Source organism: Pseudomonas sp. MB-090624 (assembly GCF_003205245.1).
Lineage (GTDB): Bacteria > Pseudomonadota > Gammaproteobacteria > Pseudomonadales > Pseudomonadaceae > Aquipseudomonas > Aquipseudomonas juntendi.
Map to the genome: position 1 here is coordinate 1 of NZ_QJRK01000074.1, position 18140 is coordinate 18140.

Here is an 18140-nt window from a genome sequence, read left to right on the forward strand (position 1 = left end):
GGGGCGCCCCCTGTTGTAGCAGTGTGCTGCACAGGGGGCCGCTGCGCGCGGCCCATCGCGACGCAAGGCCGCTCCTACAGGGGCCGTGTGGGGGCTGAAAAAAGCGTTTCAGACCTTTCTTACGCACCGTTCAGGTGCATCCTACAAAATTCCCGCCTCGAAACACCTCGAAAAAAGCCATCATTTTGCCCACGCAAACGTTTAACTTCGCCGAAAGTTATAGCGATGCGACATCCATGTACGTTCGTGCCACATTCCCGGCGCCAACTATCCTTGTACCTGTTGCATTGGGAACATCCCCTGCATAAGTATCCGCAGGTCGGCTCACGAGGCCACCTCACTCGAAAAATGACAAAAATGAGGCCACCATGCTCAAACACGCAGTCATACCGTTCCTGCTCGGTGCAGGCTTGCTCACCGGTGCTCCGTCGGCACTTGCCGCGTCCAACCTGGTGTTCTGCTCCGAAGGCAGCCCGGCCGGCTTCGATCCAGGGCAATACACTACCGGCACCGACTTCGACGCCTCGGCCGAAACCGTCTTCAACCGCCTGACGCAGTTCGAACGCGGCGGCACTGCAGTGATACCCGGCCTGGCCACCCGCTGGGACGTGTCCGACGATGGCAAGACCTACACCTTCCACCTGCGCGAGGGGGTGAAGTTCCACACCACCGACTACTTCAAGCCGACCCGCCCGTTCAACGCCGACGACGTGCTGTTCACCTTCAACCGCATGCTCGACAAGGACCACCCCTTCCGCAAGGCCTACCCGACCGAGTTCCCGTACTTCACCGACATGGGCATGGACAAGAACATCGCCAAGCTGGAGAAGCTTGACGAGCACACCGTCAAGTTCACCCTCAACGAGGTCGATGCAGCGTTCATCCAGAACCTGGCCATGAGCTTCGCCTCGATCCAGTCCGCCGAATACGCCGACCAGTTGCTCAAGGACGGCAAGGCCGCCGACATCAACCAGAAGCCGATCGGCACCGGCCCGTTCGTGTTCAGCAAGTACCAGAAGGACGCGCAGATCCGCTTCAAGGGCAACAAGGACTACTGGAAGCCCGAGGACGTGAAGATCGACAACCTGATCTTCGCCATCACCACCGACGCCTCGGTGCGCATGCAGAAGCTGAAAAAGAACGAATGCCAGGTCACCCTGTTCCCCCGCCCGGCCGATATCGAGCCGCTGAAGGCCGACAAGAACCTGCAGATGCCCCAGCAGGCCGGCTTCAACCTGGGTTACATCGCCTATAACGTGATGGACCAGATCAAGGGCAGCAACCAGCCCAACCCCATGGCCCAGCTGAAAGTGCGCCAGGCGCTGGACATGGCCGTGGACAAGAAACGGATCATCGAGTCGGTCTACCAGGGCGCCGGCCAGCTGGCGGTCAACGCCATGCCGCCCACGCAGTGGTCGTATGACACCAGCATCAAGGACGCACCGTTCGACCCGGAAAAAGCCAAACAACTGCTCAAGGAAGCCGGCATCAAGGAAGGCACCGAAATCACCCTGTGGGCCATGCCCGTGCAACGCCCGTACAACCCCAATGCCAAGCTGATGGCCGAAATGCTGCAGTCCGACTGGGCCAAGATCGGCATCAAGGCAAAAATTGTCAGCTATGAGTGGGGCGAGTACATCAAGCGCTCCAAAGCCGGCGAACAGGGCGCCATGCTGATTGGCTGGAGCGGCGACAACGGTGACCCGGACAACTGGCTAGGCACCCTCTACGGCTGCGATGCCATTGACGGCAACAACTTCTCCAAGTGGTGCTACAAGCCCTACGACAGCCTGATCAAACAGGCCAAGGCCACCTCCGACCAGGCCAAGCGCACCGAGCTGTACCAGCAGGCACAGCGCATCCTCAAGGAGCAGGTGCCGATCACCCCGATCGCCCACTCCACCGTCTACCAGCCGATGAGCGTCAAGGTGAAGGACTTCAAGATCAGCCCGTTCGCGCTGAACGCCTTCTACGGCGTCAGCGTGGACAAATAGGGTAGCCCCGGCACCCGCCAGCTGGTGGGTGCCCTCCCCTCCAATCACTAATTTTTGTCGGCCTGTAGCTATCCGCTGCGGGGTCGGCACACTGTTGCCGCCATTCGTACCCGTGGGCGGTGCAAACAGAGGAAAAGGACTTGCCATGCGCCACGCCACCCGACTTGCTGCCCTGCTGGCCCTGGGCCTGATCAGCCAGGCCCCCCACCTGTACGCCAACAGCCTGGTGTTCTGCTCCGAGGGCAGCCCTGCCGGTTTCGACACCGCCCAGTACACCACCGCCACCGACAACGACGCCGCCGAACCGATCTACAACCGCCTGGTCGAGTTCGAACTTGGCGGCACCGCGGTACAGCCTGCCCTGGCTACCCGCTGGGAGGTGTCCGACGACGGCTTGAACTACACCTTCCACCTGCGTGAGGGGGTCAGGTTTCACAGCAACAAGGCCTTCACGCCCAGCCGCGACTTCAATGCCGACGACGTGCTGTTCACCTTCAACCGCATGCTCGACAAAGGCCACCCGTTCCGCCAGGCCTACCCCACCGAGTTCCCCTATTTCATCAGCATGGGCCTGGACAAGAACATCGCCCGGGTCGAGAAACGCGACCCGCTGACCGTGGTGTTCACCCTGAACGCGGTGGATGCCGCATTCATTCAGAACCTGGCCATGAGCTTCGCCTCGATCCTCTCTGCCGAGTATGCCGAGCAGTTGCTGGCCAGCGGGCGTGCCAGTGACATCAACCAGCAGCCGATCGGCACCGGCCCGTTCGTGTTCCAGCGCTACCAGAAGGACTCGCAGATCCGCTACAAGGGCAACAAGGCCTACTGGGCCCCCGAGCAGGTCAAGCTCGACAACCTGGTGTTCTCGATCAACGTAGACCCCTCGGTGCGCATCCAGAAACTGCGCCGCAACGAATGCCAGGTCACCCTGCACCCGCGCCCGGCCGACCTGCCGGCCCTTCGCGCCGACAGCCAGCTGCAGGTGCTGCAGCAACCGGGCTTCAACCTCGGCTACATCGCCTACAACACCCGCCATGCACCGTTCGACCGCCTGGAAGTACGCCAGGCGCTGGACATGGCGGTGAACAAGCAAGCCATTATCCAGGCGGTGTACCAGGACGCCGGCCAGTTGGCAGTCAACGCCATGCCACCGACCCAATGGTCCTACGACAACAGCCTCAAGGATGCCCCTTACAACCCGGAAAAGGCCCGCCAACTGCTGCGCCAGGCCGGCGTAGCGCCAGGTACCGAGGTCACCCTGTGGGCCATGCCGGTGCAGCGCCCGTACAACCCCAACGCCAAGCTGATGGCCGAAATGCTGCAGGCCGACTGGAACAAACTCGGCCTCAAGGTGCGCATCGTCAGCTACGAGTGGGGCGAATACGTAAAGCGCATGAAAAACGGCGAGCACGACATCGCCTTGATCGGCTGGACCGGTGACAACGGCGACCCCGACAACTGGCTGGGCACCCTCTACAGCTGCGCCGCCATTGGCAGCAACAACTACTCGCAGTGGTGCGATCCGCAGTACGACAGCCTGGTCATGCAGGCCAAGCGCGTGAGCGACCCGGTGCAACGCAGCGCCCTGTACCAGCAGGCACAGCAGCGCCTCAAGCAGCAGGTGCCGATCACCCCGGTGGCCCATTCCACCGTCAACCAGCCGCTCAGCGTCAAGGTTTCCCAATTCAAGGTCAGCCCGTTTGGGCGCAATGATTTCTCCGGTGTGAGTGTTGACTGATGGCCAACCTGCACCGGCCGCTTCGCCGGTACAGGCAACACAGCTTCCGGATCAAGCCCGGCAACCCCGCGGCAACCCTGGCAACACCGCAGCAAGCACCCGGCCCACAAGGCCGGCCATAACTAGAAAAGAAAGGGAGCTTCAACTTGAAACTATTCACCTTGAGCGCACTGGCCTTATCCATCAGTGCAGTGACCACCGTGGCCCAGGCTGACCCGCAAAGCCAGGCGTTCATTCCCATCACCCTCAAGAGCACCAGCGAGCAAGCCCAGGCCAGCGGTTTTATCGAGGGGCAGAACCTGTCCGGCAGCACCCGTAACTGGTACGCCCGCGAACGCGCGGCGCGCGCCCCCTTGTGGAAGTACTACAAGAACGACGGCACCCGCCACGACACGCACAGCCGTGAGAACTGGGTGCAGGGCACCATCCTCAACTACAGCTCCGGCTTTACCGAAGGCACCGTCGGCATCGCCGTCGAGGCCGCCGGCTACAATGCCATTGCACTGCAGCAGAGCCGCCAGGCCGTAGCCGGCCCCAACAACCGCACGCTCACCCACAGCGACGGCGACCCCATCGGCCAGTGGAGCAAGCTGGGCCTGGGCAACATCAAGGCACGCGTGTCCAACACCACCCTCACCCTGGGCCGGCAATCGGTGGACACACCCATGATCGCCTACATCGGCAACCGTGCCCTGCCGTCGAGCTTCCAGGGCGTGTTCCTGCACAGTGCCGAGTTCGACAACCTCAACTTCGACCTGGGCACCTTCGACCGCGTTTCGCCGCGTACCGAGCAAAGCCTCAGCAAGTTCCGCAGCGAGTACAGCGCCACTGGCGTGGAAACCGACCGTGCCAGCACTGCCGGCATCAACTACCAGCCGTTCAAGAGCCTGAGCATCAGCCTGTACGCCACCAAAGTCGATGACTTCTGGAACCAGTACTACTTCGGCGCCAACCACGTGCTTGGCGACAGTGCGGTGCTCAGCCTGACCACTGGCCTGAACTACTACAAGACAGTCGACGCCGGCAGCCAGAAAATGGGCAAGATCGACAACGACACCTACAGCCTGTCGTTCGGCCTGACCCACCAGGCGCACACCCTCAGCGCTTCGTGGCAGCAGGTCAACGGCAACGAATACTTCGACTACCTGCACGAAACCAACGGCATTTTCCTGGCCAACTCGTTGCTGTCGGACTTCAACGGCCCGAACGAGAAATCCCTGCAGATTTCCTACGTGCTGAACATGGCGCCCTACGGCGTGCCAGGCTTGAAGTTCAACCTGTACAACGCCCGTGGCTGGGGCATCGATGGCACCCACTACCGTGGCACCGCCTATGACGTAAGGGGCCTGGATGGCGAAACCCACTACGAGTGGGGTATCGGCACCAGCTACGCGGTGCAGAGCGGGCCGCTGAAGGACACCAGTATCCGCGCCACCTACACCACGCACCGCGCCAGCAAAGCGCAGGCCGATGGCAGCCTGGACGAGTTCCGCCTGGTCACCACCATCCCATTCAACATTCTCTGACCGTTTGCGCCACGGCCCGCTGCACGGCGGGCCTTGGCGGCTACGCTGGAATCAATGCACGCAGGGAGTCTTCAACCCATGCACAGAGTTTTCATCAAGTCGCGACCGCTACGCCTGGCGCTGGCTGCGCTGGTGCTCGGCAGTGCCACGCAACTGGCGGCCAAGCCGCTGGTGGTCTGCACCGAAGCCAGCCCGGAAGGCTTCGACGTGGTCCAGTACACCACCGCCGTCACCTTCGACGCGTCCTCTGAAACACTGTTCAACCGCCTGGTGGACTTCAAACCCGGGACCACCGACATCGAGCCGGCCCTGGCCGAGCGCTGGGACATTTCAGCAGATGGCCTGACCTATACCTTTCACCTGCGCAAGGGCGTGAAGTTCCACAGCACCGACTACTTCACACCCACCCGCGAATTCAACGCCGACGATGTGCTGTGGAGCCTGCGGCGCCAGCTGGACCCGGCCCACCCGTGGCACGACAAGACCAGCGTCGGCTACCCGTACTTCGAGAGCATGGCCTTCAGCCAGTTGCTCAAGGCGGTGGACAAGACCGACGAGCATACCGTGGTGATCACCCTCACCCGCCCCGAAGCACCGTTCCTGCATGACATGGCCATGGGCTTCACCTCTATCTATTCGGCAGAATACGGCGACCAGTTGCTCAAGGCCGGCAAGGCCGCCGAGCTGAACAGCAAACCCATCGGCACCGGGCCGTTCATCTTCCAGCGCTACAACAAGGACGCGCAGGTCCGCTTCAAACCCAACCCCGACTACTTCCGCGGCAAACCGCCGGCCGACGCCCTGATCTTCGCCATTGCCACCGACAGCAATGTGCGCCTGCAGAAATTGCGCGCCAATGAGTGCCAGGTGGCGCTGTACCCCAAGCCGGACGATGTGCCCTCGATCAAGGCCGACCGCACCCTCAAGGTGGCTGAAACCGAAGCGCTGGTGACCGGCTATGTTGCCATGAACACCCAGCACAAGTACCTCAGCGACGTGCGCGTGCGTAAAGCCATCAACATGGCGTTCGACCGCCAGACCCACGTCGACCAGCTGTTCGGCAAAGGTAATGCATTGGTCGGGGTGAACCCCTACCCGCCCAGCATGATGGGCTTCAACCCGGCCAACCAGAACCCGCCGCGTGACCTTGCCAAGGCGCGCGCCCTGCTCAAGGAGGCGGGTGTGCCGGAGGGCACCGTCATCACCCTGTTCACCCGCAACGGCGGTGGCATGACCAACCCCAACCCGCGCCTGTCGGCCGAGATGCTGCAGGCCGACCTCGGCCAGATCGGCCTGAAGCTGGATATCCGTGTGATGGAGTGGGCCGAGATGCTGCGCCGCGCCAAGCGCGGTGAAGCCGACCTGGTGTCCACCGGCTGGGCGGGCGACAACGGCGACCCGGACAACTTCCTCACCCCCCTGCTCAGTTGCGAGGCGGCCAAGACCGGCGAGAACTATGCGCGCTGGTGCAACCCTAAGTTCCAGGAGCTGATCAGCCGAGCCCGCGAGGTGGTCGACAACGACGAACGGGCAAGGCTCTATAGCGAGGCATTGAAGGTGTACGATGACGACCAACCGTGGATCAGCATGGCCCACCCGAAGATGTTCACCGCCATGCGTGACAATGTAGAGGGCTACGTGATCAGCCCTCTGGCCAAAAACAACTTCGCCACCACCCGGGTGAAGTAGAACAACGACGACCGCCGGCGCCCAGCAGGGAACCGGCGGCACTGCCGTAGCGTGCTGCTGGCCGTACGGTCTGATGAGGTAACCCCGACAATGTTGAGTTTTATTGCCCGGCGCCTTGGCCTGCTGATACCGACCTTTTTCGGCATCACGTTGCTGACTTTCGCGCTCATACGCCTGATCCCCGGCGACCCGGTGGAAGTGATGATGGGCGAGCGCAGGGTCGACCCCGAAATGCATGCCCAGGCCATGGAGCGCCTGGGCTTGAACAAACCCCTGCCGGTCCAGTACCTGGACTATGTCGGCAAGCTGGCCCAGGGCGACCTGGGTGAATCGCTGCGCACCCGCGAAAGCGTGTGGCGCGAGTTCCTGACCTTGTTCCCGGCCACCCTGGAACTGGCCTTTGCCGCGCTGTTGTTCGCTGGCGTGGTCGGCTTGCTGGCCGGGGTGATCGCGGCGCTCAAACGCGGCTCGCTGTTCGACCACGGGGTAATGGGCATATCCCTGGCGGGCTATTCGATGCCGATCTTCTGGTGGGGTCTGATCCTGATCATGTTCTTCTCGGTGAGCCTGGGCTGGACCCCGGTGTCCGGGCGCATCGACCTGCTCTACGACATCGAGCCGAAAACCGGCTTCATGCTGATCGACACCCTGCTCAGCGATGAGGAAGGTTCATTCAAGGACGCGGTGATGCACCTGATTCTGCCTGCCATCGTGCTCGGCACCATCCCGCTGGCGGTAATCGCGCGCATGACCCGCTCATCGATGCTTGAAGTGCTGCGCGAGGACTACATCCGCACAGCCCGTGCCAAAGGCCTGTCGCCGGCCCGGGTGGTGTTCGTGCATGGCCTGCGCAACGCATTGATCCCGGTGCTCACCGTGTTCGGCCTGCAGGTCGGCACGCTGTTGGCCGGTGCGGTGCTGACCGAAACCATCTTCTCCTGGCCGGGCATCGGCAAATGGCTGATCGAAGCCATCGGCGCCCGTGACTACCCCGTGGTCCAGAACGGCATCCTGCTGATCGCCTGCCTGGTAATCCTGGTCAACTTCGTCGTGGACATTCTCTACGGCCTGGCCAACCCACGCATCCGTCATCAGCGCTGAGGCCCTTGCTATGACTAGCCCGATTCCGAAATCCGTGTCGCCGGCCAGCCCGGTGGACCAAAGCCTGCTCTACCCTTCGCCGTACAAAGAATTCTGGCAAGCCTTCGCGCGCAACAAAGGCGCGGTGATGGGCCTGGCGTTCATGTGCCTGGTGGTGTTCTGCGCGCTGTTCGCGCCATGGGTCGCCCCCCATGACCCCAGCGAGCAGTACCGCGACTTCCTGTTGACCCCACCGGTGTGGCTGGAAGGCGGCACCTGGCAGTTCATCCTTGGCACCGACGAACTCGGCCGCGACCTGCTTTCACGCCTGATCCAGGGCGCGCGGCTGTCGCTGCTGATCGGCCTGTCCTCGGTGGTGATGTCGCTGATCCCGGGCATCCTGCTGGGCCTGCTGGCCGGGTTCTTCCCGCAACTGCTGGGCCCGTCGATCATGCGCCTGATGGACGTGATGCTGGCACTGCCGTCGCTGCTGCTGGCGGTGGCGATCGTCGCCATTCTCGGCCCAGGCCTGATCAACACGGTGATTGCGATCGCCATCGTGTCGCTGCCCTCTTACGTGCGCCTGACCCGCGCCGCCGTGATGGGCGAGCTGAACCGCGACTACGTCACGGCCGCACGCCTGGCCGGCGCCGGCTTGCCCCGCCTGATGTTCGTCACGGTGCTGCCCAACTGCATGGCACCGTTGATCGTGCAGGCCACCTTGAGTTTTTCCTCGGCGATCCTCGACGCCGCTGCCCTGGGCTTCCTTGGCCTGGGCGTGCAGCCGCCCACCCCCGAGTGGGGCACCATGCTGGCTTCGGCGCGTGACTACATCGAGCGTGCCTGGTGGGTGGTGAGCCTGCCCGGCCTGACCATTCTGCTCAGTGTGTTGGCAATCAACCTGATGGGCGACGGCCTGCGCGATGCGCTGGACCCGAAACTCAAGAACGCCGCCTGAGGAGAACGCCATGTCACTGTTACAGATCAACAACCTGAACGTGCGCTTCGGCGACGCCACTGCCGTACCGGTGGTCGATGGCCTGGACCTGGCGGTGGACGCCGGCGAGATCCTGGCGATCGTTGGCGAGTCCGGCTCGGGTAAATCGGTCACCATGATGGCCCTGATGGGCCTGATCGATGCGCCTGGGCGCATTACCGCCGACGCCCTCACGTTCGACGGCACCGACATGCTCAAGCTCAGCGGCCGGCAACGGCGCAAGGTGGTGGGCAAGGACATCGCCATGGTCTTCCAGGACCCGATGACCGCACTGAACCCCAGCTACACGGTAGGTTTCCAGATCGAGGAGGTACTGCGCCAACACTTGGGCCTGAAGGGCAAGGCAGCGCGCCAACGTGCCCTTGAGCTATTGAAAAAGGTCGAGATCCCGGCGGCGGAAAGCCGCCTGGATGCCTACCCGCACCAGTTGTCCGGCGGCATGAGCCAGCGTGTGGCGATTGCCATGGCGATTGCCGGCGAACCCAAGCTGCTGATCGCCGACGAGCCCACCACCGCGCTGGACGTGACGATCCAGGCGCAGATCATGGAGCTGCTGGTGAACCTGCAGAAAGAGCGCAACATGGCGCTGATCCTCATCACCCACGACCTTGCCGTGGTCGCCGAAACGGCCAGGCGGGTGTGCGTGATGTATGCCGGCCAGGCGGTGGAAGTTGGCCAGGTTCCGGAGCTGTTCGACCTGCCGGCCCACCCTTACAGCGAAGCCCTGCTGGCGGCCATCCCCGAACACAGCCTTGGCGCCGAACGCCTGGCCACCCTGCCCGGCATCGTGCCTGGCCGCTACGACCGCCCCGTGGGCTGCCTGCTGTCGCCGCGCTGCCCTTATGTACAGGACAACTGCCGGCGCCAGCGCCCGCCCCTCGACCCTCAGGCGCACAGCCTGGTGCGTTGCTTCTACCCGCTGAACCAGGAGGTGGCGTAATGGCCGTGGTTCTGACTGCCCGGGAATTGACCCGGCATTACGAAGTATCCCGCGGGCTGTTCAAAGGCCACGCACTGGTCCGCGCGCTCAACGGCGTGTCGTTCGAGCTGGAGGCCGGCAAGACCCTGGCGGTGGTGGGTGAGTCTGGCTGCGGCAAGTCGACCCTGGCCCGCGCCCTGACATTGATCGAAGAGCCGTCTTCCGGCTCCCTGCAAATTGCCGGCACCGAAGTCACTGGCGCCAGCAAGGCCCAGCGCAAGCAACTGCGCCGCGACGTGCAGATGGTATTCCAGAGCCCCTACGCTTCGCTCAACCCTCGGCAGAAGATTGGCGACCAGTTGGCCGAACCTTTGCTGATCAACACCTCGCTGAGCAAGGCCGAACGGCGAGACAAGGTGCAGAAGATGATGGAGCAGGTCGGCCTGCGCCCCGAGCATTATCAGCGCTACCCGCACATGTTCTCTGGCGGCCAGCGCCAGCGCATCGCCCTGGCCCGGGCGATGATGCTGCAGCCCAAGGTACTGGTGGCAGACGAACCGACCTCGGCGCTGGACGTGTCGATCCAGGCACAGGTACTGAACCTGTTCATGGACTTGCAGAAGGAGTTCAACACCGCCTACGTGTTCATCTCGCACAACTTGGCGGTGGTGCGGCACGTGGCCGACCAGGTGCTGGTGATGTACCTGGGAAGGCCCGCAGAAATGGGGCCCAAGGAGGACATCTACGAGAAGCCGCTGCACCCGTACACCCAGGCACTGCTGTCAGCGACACCGGCGATTCATCCCGACCCGCTGAAGCCGAAAATCAGAATTGCCGGGGAGTTGCCCAACCCGCTGAACCCACCGAACGGCTGCGCGTTCCACAAGCGCTGCCCACATGCCACTGAACGCTGCGCCAAGGACGTGCCGGCGTTCAGGCAAGTCGGTACCCGGCAAGTGGCCTGTCATTACGCGGAGCAGTTTCTTTAATCAGTTGCCAGAGCGGTCTGCGCTGGCTTGAGGTTCACGCGACCTCTGCAGAAGCGGCCTTGCGCCGCGATGGGCCGCACCGCGGCGCCCAGCCGCTCAATGCATGAAAATCCAGATCAGGATAATCACCGGTATCGGCACGCCGATCATCCACAGCAATATCGAGCGCATGTTCAACCTCCGTCAACGGTGGCAATAGCAAAGGGCGGCCTGGGCCGCCCTTTGCTGTCAGTGCATGAACAGTGCAATCAGGATGATCACGGGAATCGGTACTCCAAGCATCCACAGCAATATCGAGCGCATGGTAATTCTCCTTGCTTAACGTTGAACGGTGCGGGTAGTGACGTAGTCGCCTTCCAGCCACTGCACGCGGTCGCGCAGACGACCGCCATACAGGGCCGCGACGCTGGCGATGAAGGCGCCGCACAGCAGCGCGACGAAGGTCCACAGGGCAGTCCAGGCAGCTACCTTGGCGGCAGTATCGGCGGCTTGCTTGGCATCGGTTTTCAGCTGCTGCACCTGAGCCATTACCTGGTCCACACGGGCTTCGGCTTCGGCCTGAGTCAGGCGGGTACGCTGCGCTACCAACTGGGCCAGGTAGGTACGGTCCTCAGGAGGCAATGCGCCGTCCCCGGCAATGCCCTTGGCCAGAATGCGCGCGGCAACCCCATTGGCGGCGTCTTCGCTGACTGGCGCCGGGCCGTCACCGCGGAACAGGCTGTCGACGAAGTACCCCATCGAGTCATTGTTGCTGCCGGTAGCCGCCGATGCACCTGCGGCAGCAGACACCGTGGCCGCTTGCGACGCAGCGCTGGCCCCGGCACCTACCAGGTTGCCCGCCGCGCCCAGCACCAGCATGGCGGCGACCAGGGTGGCAACTGCCCACGACAGGAAGCCATGCGCGGTATCGCGGAAGTACACCTCGTCACCGTGCAGGTTGGCCCACTTCACCCGCAGCCGGCCGGCAATGTAGCCGCCCATGCCCGATGCGATGATCTGCGTGAGCAGCAGCCAGACAATGGTAGAAACGCCCAGGGCTTTGGCACTCGCCCCTTCGTCAGCCCAAGGCGAGGTGGCGGCGAAGCCCAACCCCGCGCCCAGTACCACAAGGATGAGGGAAACGGATGCGGCAGCAGCCGCGCCAGCGAAGATCGCCGCCCAGGAAACACCTGAACGGCTTTGCGTATCGACAGCGGGGTAGTCGGCAGAGGTGATCATGATGTGTGCGCCTTATGTTGTTAGCGAGAATTCCATTCGCGCAGTAACCTTTGCAGTAGCTGTGCCAGCTGTGACAAAAAATGACGCCCTTATAAATCAGTGAGTTGGAGCACCGGCCACCTGCTGGACCGTGCAAAATGCGCGAAAGCGCCCTATCCATCAGGTGTTCTGCATTCTTGTGATGGCCTGGCCGGCAAGGCATGATCCAGCCATGACGCTCCCCGATGACCCCACCCAGACCCCACTCACCGCCGAGGCCGTGCTGCGCTACCACCTGTGCTGGAAGCACCGTGACCTCGACGGCGTGATGGCGCTGTATCACCCAGATGTCCAGTACCACGATTTCTTCCAGAACCGCGTGCTGGGCTATCGCGAACTGCGTGACTACGTGCGCGCCTGCCTACCCCACGAAGCCGGCGAAGACATCGTCCACAGTGACCGTATCCGCGTCGATGGCTGCACCGCGTTCATCCAGTACCAGGTTACGGTGCAGGGCGGCGATGGCCTGGTGGCGTTTCAGTCCAGCGAGGCAATTACCGTGAGGGGCGGCCTGATCTGGCGGGTCAACGAATATGCGACCCTGGTGCGCCAGCACGGCTACACCGCGGGCACCGGCGGCGCGCGGCCAGCCACCAGCCGCCTGGGCCTGTCACCGCGGCAGCTGTCGACCATGGCCCAGGACCTGGAACACTATTTTCAGCGCCAGCGCCCCTACCTGGACCCTGAACTGGATCTGCAGCAAGTTGCCGATGCCAGTGGCTACAGCCGTAACCAGATTTCCTACCTGCTGAACCAGGTGCTTGGGCAAAGCTTCTACCGCTACGTCAACCAGGCCCGCCTGCAGCACCTGATGGCCAGCCTTGATGACAACAGCGCCGGAACACCCATCGATGACCTGGCGTTCAACGCTGGCTTCAATTCGCTGTCGGCGTTCTACAAGTGCTTCCGTGAACACACCGGGCTCACACCCAAGGCCTACCTGAAGCAAATTTCCCTGCGTGCACGCACGTAAGACAGCCGCCCACTCGCCCGACTAGGATCGGCCACAGACCTTGACGGACGTGGAGCCGAACCCGATGCAACCCCTGCGCACGCTCAGCCTGTGGATGGACCAGCTCGACGAGCCGCTGTGCGCCCGCCCGGCCCTGCGCGACGACCTGGACGCGGATGTGTGCATCATCGGTGCGGGCTACACCGGGCTATGGACCGCCTACTACCTCAAGCGCCAGGCACCCCAGCTGAACATTGCGCTGATCGATGCCAACATCGCCGGCTTCGGCGCCTCTGGGCGCAACGGCGGCTGGCTGATGGGCAACCTGCTCGGCGAAGACCGCATGCTCGCCAGCCTGTCACCGCAGCAGCGCCGCGCCAGCATCGACCTGCTGCACGGAATTCCGGACGAGGTGCACAGCGTGCTGCAGCGCGAAGGCATCGACTGCCACTACCGCAAAGGCGGCGTACTGTATTGCGCCGCGCGCTACCCGGAACAGGAGCGCAGCCTGCGCGCCTACCTCGACGACCTGTACCGCCAGGGCATGACCGAAGACGACTACCGTTGGTTGCGCCCCGAACAGCTGGACGCGCAGCTACGGGTCAGCAACGCCTATGGCGCGATCTACAGCCCGCACACGGCGACCATCCAGCCGGCCATGCTCGCCCGTGGCCTGGCCCGGGCACTGGAAGCGCTGGGTGTACCGATCTACGAAAATACCCCAGCCATCGACTGGCAACCGGGTGAGGTGCGTACACCGCTGGCGCGCATTCGCTGCCAATGGGTGGTGCCCGCCGTGGAAGGCTACGCCGCCAGCCTGCCACCGCTGGGCAAACACCAACTGCCGGTGCAGAGCCTGCTGGTGGCCACCGAGCCACTCCCCGAGGCGACCTGGGACCAGATCGGCCTGAGCCAGGGCCAGGCCTTCAGCGAGAGCAGCCGCCAGGTCACCTATGGCCAGCGCACGGCCGACAACCGGCTGGTATTCGGCGCCCGGGGCGGGTACCGCTTCGGCGGCCGCCTGCGTGAAAACTTCAACCTCGACGAACATGAAATCGAGCTGCGCCGGTACCTGTTCAGCGAACTGTTCCCACAGCTCAAGCATGTGCGCATCACCCATTCGTGGGGTGGCAACCTTGGCATGGCGCGGCGCTTCCGCCCACACATGCTCTGCGACCGCCAGCGCGGCATCGCCCTGGCCGGCGGTTACGGCGGCGAAGGCGTTGGCGCCACCAACCTGGGCGGGCGGACCCTGGCGGCACTGATCCTCAACCAGCACAACGCGCTGACGGCGCAACCGTGGGTGCTCGACAACCGCCCGGTTTCAAGCCTGGCCAGCTGGCCCCCCGAGCCCTGCCGCTGGCTGGGCTACAACGCAATCATCCAGAGCTTCGTCCACGAGGACCGGACCCTCGCCAACCCCGCCAGCGCGCCTTGGAGGCGGCGCCTGGCCAGCTCGCTCGCGGACTTCATGGAAGGCTTCATGCACTGACTCCCTTTCCCCAACACAGGATCCACCGGTCATGCGCATCACCCAGTTCAAGAATACCGACAGCGTCGCACTGGCTAGCGCCAGCCCGGTAGCGGTGCCGCTCGGCGAACCCGTGGCAGTGGCTTCGGTCACCAGCGTGGAACGCGACGACGGCGTCGAAACCGGTATCTGGGAGTGCACCCCCGGGCGTTGGCGGCGGCAGATCGTGCAACAGGAGTTCTGCCATTTCATCAAGGGCCGCTGCACCTTCACCCCCGACGGTGGCGAGCCCCTGCTTATAGAAGCCGGAGACGCATTGATGCTACCGGCCAATAGCACCGGCACCTGGGACATCCAGGAGACCGTACGCAAGACCTACGTACTGATTTTCTGATCCGCTGATCGCCTGCCTTCGATAACAACAGACAAAGCAAGGTAACCCCGACATGCGCACACGCCTTCTTGCACCCTTGATGCTGGCCGCCAGTGTGGCCAGCGCCGCCGAAACGGTGAAAATCTACAACTGGTCCAGCTACGTGGCACCCGACACGCTGAAAAATTTCCAGCAAGCCACTGGCATCGTGCCCACCTACGACGTGTATGACAGCAACGAAACCCTCGACGGCAAGCTGATGACCGGCAACTCCGGCTACGACGTGGTGTTCCCTTCCAACCACTTCATGGCCCGGCAGATCCAGGGCAAGGCCTTGAAACGCCTGGACAAGTCGCAGCTGCCCAACTGGCAGAACCTCAACCCGGTGCTGCTCAAGGCGCTGGAGGTGAATGACCCGGGCAACCAGTACGGTTTCCCCTACCTGTGGGGCAGCACCGGAATCGGCTACAACATCGACAAGGTCAAGGCGGTACTGGGCGACAACGCGCCGCTGGACTCGTGGGACCTGATCTTCAAGCCCGAATACATGAGCAAGCTGAAAAGCTGCGGTGTAGCGGTGCTGGACAACGGCCCCGAGCTGCTGCCGATTGCCCTGCACTACCTGGGCCTGCCGCACCACAGCCAGAACCCGGCAGACTACGACAAGGCCAAGGCGCTGTTGATGCAAGTACGGCCCTACATCAGCTACTTCCACTCATCGAAATACACCGGCGACCTGGCCAACGGCGATGTCTGCGTGGTGGTGGGCTTCTCGGGGGATGTGCTGCAGGCGAAGAACCGCGCCGAAGAGGCGCACAACGGCGTCAAGGTGGGCTATTCGATACCCAAGGAAGGCGCGCCGTTGTGGTTCGACATGGTGGCCATGCCGGCCGATGCGCCGGATGAAAAGGCTGGCTATGCCTACATGAACTACCTGCTGCAGCCGGAGGTGATGGCCAACATCAGCAACCATGTGCAGTATGCCAACGGCAACCTCAAGGCGGACGGGCTGGTGGACCCTGCCCTGAAGGACAACGCGATGATTTACCCGAGCGAGGCCGTGATGGGCAAGCTGTATGCGCTGGAGGCGATGCCGGCCAAGATCGACCGTATCAGGACGCGGATCTGGACCAGTATCAAGGCCGGGAATTGAAATGGGGCCGCTTTGCGGCCCTTCGCGGGCACGCCCGCTCCCACAGTGATTGCCCGTGGGAGCGGGCGTGCCCGCGAAGGGCTGCAAGGCAGCCCCAAATCCAGTAGTCAGTGGTGCTCGCGGGTAGCGCGGAACTTGATGTCCGGCCAGCGTTCTTCCATCAGCGCCAGGTTGACCCGGGTCGGCGCCAGGTAAGTGAGGTGGCCGCCACCATCGATGGCCAGGTTTTCCATGGCCTTGGTCTGGAATTCCTCAAGCTTCTTCTTGTCGTCGCAGCTGATCCAGCGGGCCGACCACACGGTGATCGGCTCGTAGGCGCACTCGACCTTGTACTCTTCCTTCAGGCGGCTGGCGACCACGTCGAACTGCAGCACACCGACCGCACCCAGGATGATGTCGTTGCTGCGCTCCGGGAAGAACACCTGCGTGGCACCCTCTTCCGCCAGCTGCTGCAAGCCCTGGCGCAGCTGCTTGGACTTCAGCGGGTCCTTCAGGCGCACACGGCGGAACAGCTCCGGGGCGAAGTGCGGGATACCGGTAAAGCCCAGGGCCTCGCCTTCGGTGAAGGTGTCACCGATCTGGATGGTGCCGTGGTTGTGCAGGCCGATGATGTCGCCGGCAAAGGCCTCTTCCAGTTGCTCACGCTCGGAGGAGAAGAAGGTCAGCGCATCGCCGATACGCAGGTCCTTGTTCAGGCGCACGTGGCGCATCTTCATGCCCTTTTCGTACTTGCCCGAGCAGATGCGCATGAACGCGATACGGTCGCGGTGTTTCGGGTCCATGTTCGCCTGGATCTTGAACACGAAACCGGTGAACTTCTCTTCGACCGGCTCTACGGTACGTTCGTGGGCCACACGCCCCAGCGGCCGCGGCGCCCAGTCGACCACCGCGTCGAGCACGTGGTCGACACCGAAGTTACCGAGTGCCGTACCGAAGAACACCGGGGTCAGCTGACCATTGATGAACTCTTCCTGGTTGAACTCGTGGCAAGCACCCTGCACCAGCTCCAGTTGCTCGACGAACGAATCGTATTGGTCACCCAGGTGGGCACGGGCCTCGTCGGAGTCCAGCTTCTGGATGATCTTGGCCTCGGTGCGCTCATGGCCGTGGCCAGGGGTGTAGACCACGATGTAGTCACCGGTGAGGTGGTACACGCCCTTGAAGTCACGGTAGCAACCGATCGGCCAGGTGATCGGCGCGGCCTTGATCTTCAGTACCGCCTCGATCTCGTCGAGCAGTTCGATCGGGTCGCGAATGTCACGGTCGAGTTTGTTGATGAAGCTGACGATGGGCGTGTCGCGCAGGCGGCAGACGTCCATCAGGGCGATGGTCCGCGGCTCTACACCTTTACCGCCGTCCAGCACCATCAGCGCCGAGTCCACTGCGGTCAGGGTGCGGTAGGTGTCTTCGGAAAAGTCTTCGTGGCCGGGGGTGTCGAGCAGGTTGATCATGTGCTCGCGGTACGGGAACTGCATCACCGAGGTGGTGATGGAGATGCCGCGCTGCTTCTCCATTTCCATCCAGTCGGAGGTGGCATGGCGGTCGGACTTGCGCGACTTCACGGTACCGGCGACGGCAATGGCCTTGCCCATCAGCAGCAGCTTTTCGGTGATGGTGGTCTTACCGGCGTCGGGGTGGGAAATGATTGCGAAAGTGCGGCGCTTCGCGACTTCGGCGGCCTGGTTGGTCATGGGAAATCGCCTGACTGGGGGATTTGAAAGGGGCGATATCATACCTGAAGTTGGGCGGGGACCAAAATCTGCTGATGCAGGGGTTGCAGGTCTGGCCCTATCGCTGGCAAGCCAGCTCCCACAGGTACTGCACAGTACTCCAGCCCTGTGTAATACCTGTGGGAGATTCTATGGTTCCTGGCATGGGTAGCCGGAGCATCTTCAGCGCCTGTGAGATCGAGCGCCGCCCGCGCGGCGCAATCGCGAGCTGCGCTCGCTCCTACGTTTGTTTCGGGCCAGTAACGCCTGTGACAGGCGCGCGCGGCCGCCTT

14 protein-coding genes are annotated in these 18140 nt (G+C 63.1%); 12 read left to right on the plus strand and 2 right to left on the minus strand.

Annotated elements, in window-relative coordinates; translation table 11 throughout:
• Nucleotides 1-368 precede the first annotated feature (368 nt).
• The 8 genes from DMX12_RS27445 to DMX12_RS27480 all read left to right on the plus strand — a co-directional run bounded on the left by DMX12_RS27445 (nt 369) and on the right by DMX12_RS27480 (nt 10932).
• A complete protein-coding gene (locus tag DMX12_RS27445) occupies nt 369-1994 on the plus strand; it encodes an ABC transporter substrate-binding protein (protein WP_054881441.1) in 1626 nt (541 codons plus the stop codon).
• Nucleotides 1995-2139: 145 nt separating this feature from the next.
• The gene (locus tag DMX12_RS27450; RefSeq protein WP_110679965.1) at nt 2140-3732 is read left to right on the plus strand and encodes an ABC transporter substrate-binding protein; all 1593 of its coding nucleotides are present in this window, start codon (nt 2140-2142) and stop codon (nt 3730-3732) included.
• A gap of 146 nt (nt 3733-3878) precedes the next feature.
• Nucleotides 3879-5258: an OprD family porin gene (locus DMX12_RS27455; RefSeq protein ID WP_110679966.1), complete on the plus strand. Its 1380-nt coding sequence runs from the start codon at nt 3879-3881 to the stop codon at nt 5256-5258.
• Nucleotides 5259-5336: 78 nt separating this feature from the next.
• Nucleotides 5337-6947: an ABC transporter substrate-binding protein gene (locus DMX12_RS27460; RefSeq protein ID WP_110679967.1), complete on the plus strand. Its 1611-nt coding sequence runs from the start codon at nt 5337-5339 to the stop codon at nt 6945-6947.
• A 90-nt stretch (nt 6948-7037) separates the two neighbouring features.
• Nucleotides 7038-8048 carry an ABC transporter permease subunit gene (locus DMX12_RS27465; RefSeq protein ID WP_009685151.1) on the plus strand — a complete coding sequence of 337 codons (1011 nt, stop codon included), beginning with the start codon at nt 7038-7040 and terminating at the stop codon, nt 8046-8048.
• A 10-nt stretch (nt 8049-8058) separates the two neighbouring features.
• Nucleotides 8059-8985 (plus strand): ABC transporter permease subunit, encoded by a 927-nt coding sequence (locus DMX12_RS27470; protein ID WP_009685150.1) that lies wholly within the window; start codon nt 8059-8061, stop codon nt 8983-8985.
• A 10-nt stretch (nt 8986-8995) separates the two neighbouring features.
• Nucleotides 8996-9964, plus strand: coding sequence for an ABC transporter ATP-binding protein (locus DMX12_RS27475; protein ID WP_029885062.1), 969 nt, complete (start codon nt 8996-8998; stop codon nt 9962-9964).
• Nucleotides 9964-10932: a peptide ABC transporter ATP-binding protein gene (locus tag DMX12_RS27480; RefSeq protein ID WP_054881444.1), complete on the plus strand. Its 969-nt coding sequence runs from the start codon at nt 9964-9966 to the stop codon at nt 10930-10932. Before DMX12_RS27475 ends, DMX12_RS27480 begins: the two co-directional genes overlap by 1 nt.
• Nucleotides 10933-11250: 318 nt before the next feature.
• Here DMX12_RS27480 and DMX12_RS27485 read toward each other — a convergent pair whose 3' ends face one another.
• Nucleotides 11251-12150 (minus strand): hypothetical protein, encoded by a 900-nt coding sequence (locus DMX12_RS27485; RefSeq protein WP_047150133.1) that lies wholly within the window; start codon nt 12148-12150, stop codon nt 11251-11253.
• Nucleotides 12151-12361: 211 nt separating this feature from the next.
• Here DMX12_RS27485 and DMX12_RS27490 point away from each other — a divergent pair, with 211 nt between their 5' ends.
• From DMX12_RS27490 to DMX12_RS27505, 4 genes are all read left to right on the plus strand, one after another.
• Nucleotides 12362-13162: a nuclear transport factor 2 family protein gene (locus tag DMX12_RS27490; RefSeq protein WP_110679968.1), complete on the plus strand. Its 801-nt coding sequence runs from the start codon at nt 12362-12364 to the stop codon at nt 13160-13162.
• Between the two features lie 64 nt (nt 13163-13226).
• Nucleotides 13227-14633 (plus strand): FAD-binding oxidoreductase, encoded by a 1407-nt coding sequence (locus DMX12_RS27495; RefSeq protein ID WP_110679969.1) that lies wholly within the window; start codon nt 13227-13229, stop codon nt 14631-14633.
• A 31-nt stretch (nt 14634-14664) separates the two neighbouring features.
• A complete protein-coding gene (locus DMX12_RS27500; RefSeq protein WP_009685143.1) occupies nt 14665-15006 on the plus strand; it encodes a cupin domain-containing protein in 342 nt (113 codons plus the stop codon).
• 52 nt (nt 15007-15058) lie between these two features.
• Nucleotides 15059-16138, plus strand: coding sequence for a polyamine ABC transporter substrate-binding protein (locus DMX12_RS27505; protein ID WP_110679970.1), 1080 nt, complete (start codon nt 15059-15061; stop codon nt 16136-16138).
• A 107-nt stretch (nt 16139-16245) separates the two neighbouring features.
• On the opposite strand, the gene DMX12_RS27510 is transcribed toward DMX12_RS27505, so the two are convergent.
• The gene (locus DMX12_RS27510) at nt 16246-17829 is read right to left on the minus strand and encodes a peptide chain release factor 3 (protein WP_003248481.1); all 1584 of its coding nucleotides are present in this window, start codon (nt 17827-17829) and stop codon (nt 16246-16248) included.
• Between the last annotated feature and the right edge of the window lie 311 nt (nt 17830-18140).

Bases quoted from the DNA above. Each gene is read 5' to 3' on its own strand.
- DMX12_RS27445 (WP_054881441.1), top strand. From the start codon at position 369: ATGCTCAAACACGCAGTCATACCGTTCCTGCTCGGTGCAGGCTTGCTC.
- DMX12_RS27450 (WP_110679965.1), top strand. From the start codon at position 2,140: ATGCGCCACGCCACCCGACTTGCTGCCCTGCTGGCCCTGGGCCTGATC.
- DMX12_RS27460 (WP_110679967.1), top strand. From the start codon at position 5,337: ATGCACAGAGTTTTCATCAAGTCGCGACCGCTACGCCTGGCGCTGGCT.
- DMX12_RS27465 (WP_009685151.1), top strand. From the start codon at position 7,038: ATGTTGAGTTTTATTGCCCGGCGCCTTGGCCTGCTGATACCGACCTTT.
- DMX12_RS27470 (WP_009685150.1), top strand. From the start codon at position 8,059: ATGACTAGCCCGATTCCGAAATCCGTGTCGCCGGCCAGCCCGGTGGAC.
- DMX12_RS27475 (WP_029885062.1), top strand. From the start codon at position 8,996: ATGTCACTGTTACAGATCAACAACCTGAACGTGCGCTTCGGCGACGCC.
- DMX12_RS27480 (WP_054881444.1), top strand. From the start codon at position 9,964: ATGGCCGTGGTTCTGACTGCCCGGGAATTGACCCGGCATTACGAAGTA.
- DMX12_RS27485 (WP_047150133.1), bottom strand. From the start codon at position 12,150: ATGATCACCTCTGCCGACTACCCCGCTGTCGATACGCAAAGCCGTTCA.
- DMX12_RS27490 (WP_110679968.1), top strand. From the start codon at position 12,362: ATGACGCTCCCCGATGACCCCACCCAGACCCCACTCACCGCCGAGGCC.
- DMX12_RS27495 (WP_110679969.1), top strand. From the start codon at position 13,227: ATGCAACCCCTGCGCACGCTCAGCCTGTGGATGGACCAGCTCGACGAG.
- DMX12_RS27500 (WP_009685143.1), top strand. From the start codon at position 14,665: ATGCGCATCACCCAGTTCAAGAATACCGACAGCGTCGCACTGGCTAGC.
- DMX12_RS27505 (WP_110679970.1), top strand. From the start codon at position 15,059: ATGCGCACACGCCTTCTTGCACCCTTGATGCTGGCCGCCAGTGTGGCC.
- DMX12_RS27510 (WP_003248481.1), bottom strand. From the start codon at position 17,829: ATGACCAACCAGGCCGCCGAAGTCGCGAAGCGCCGCACTTTCGCAATC.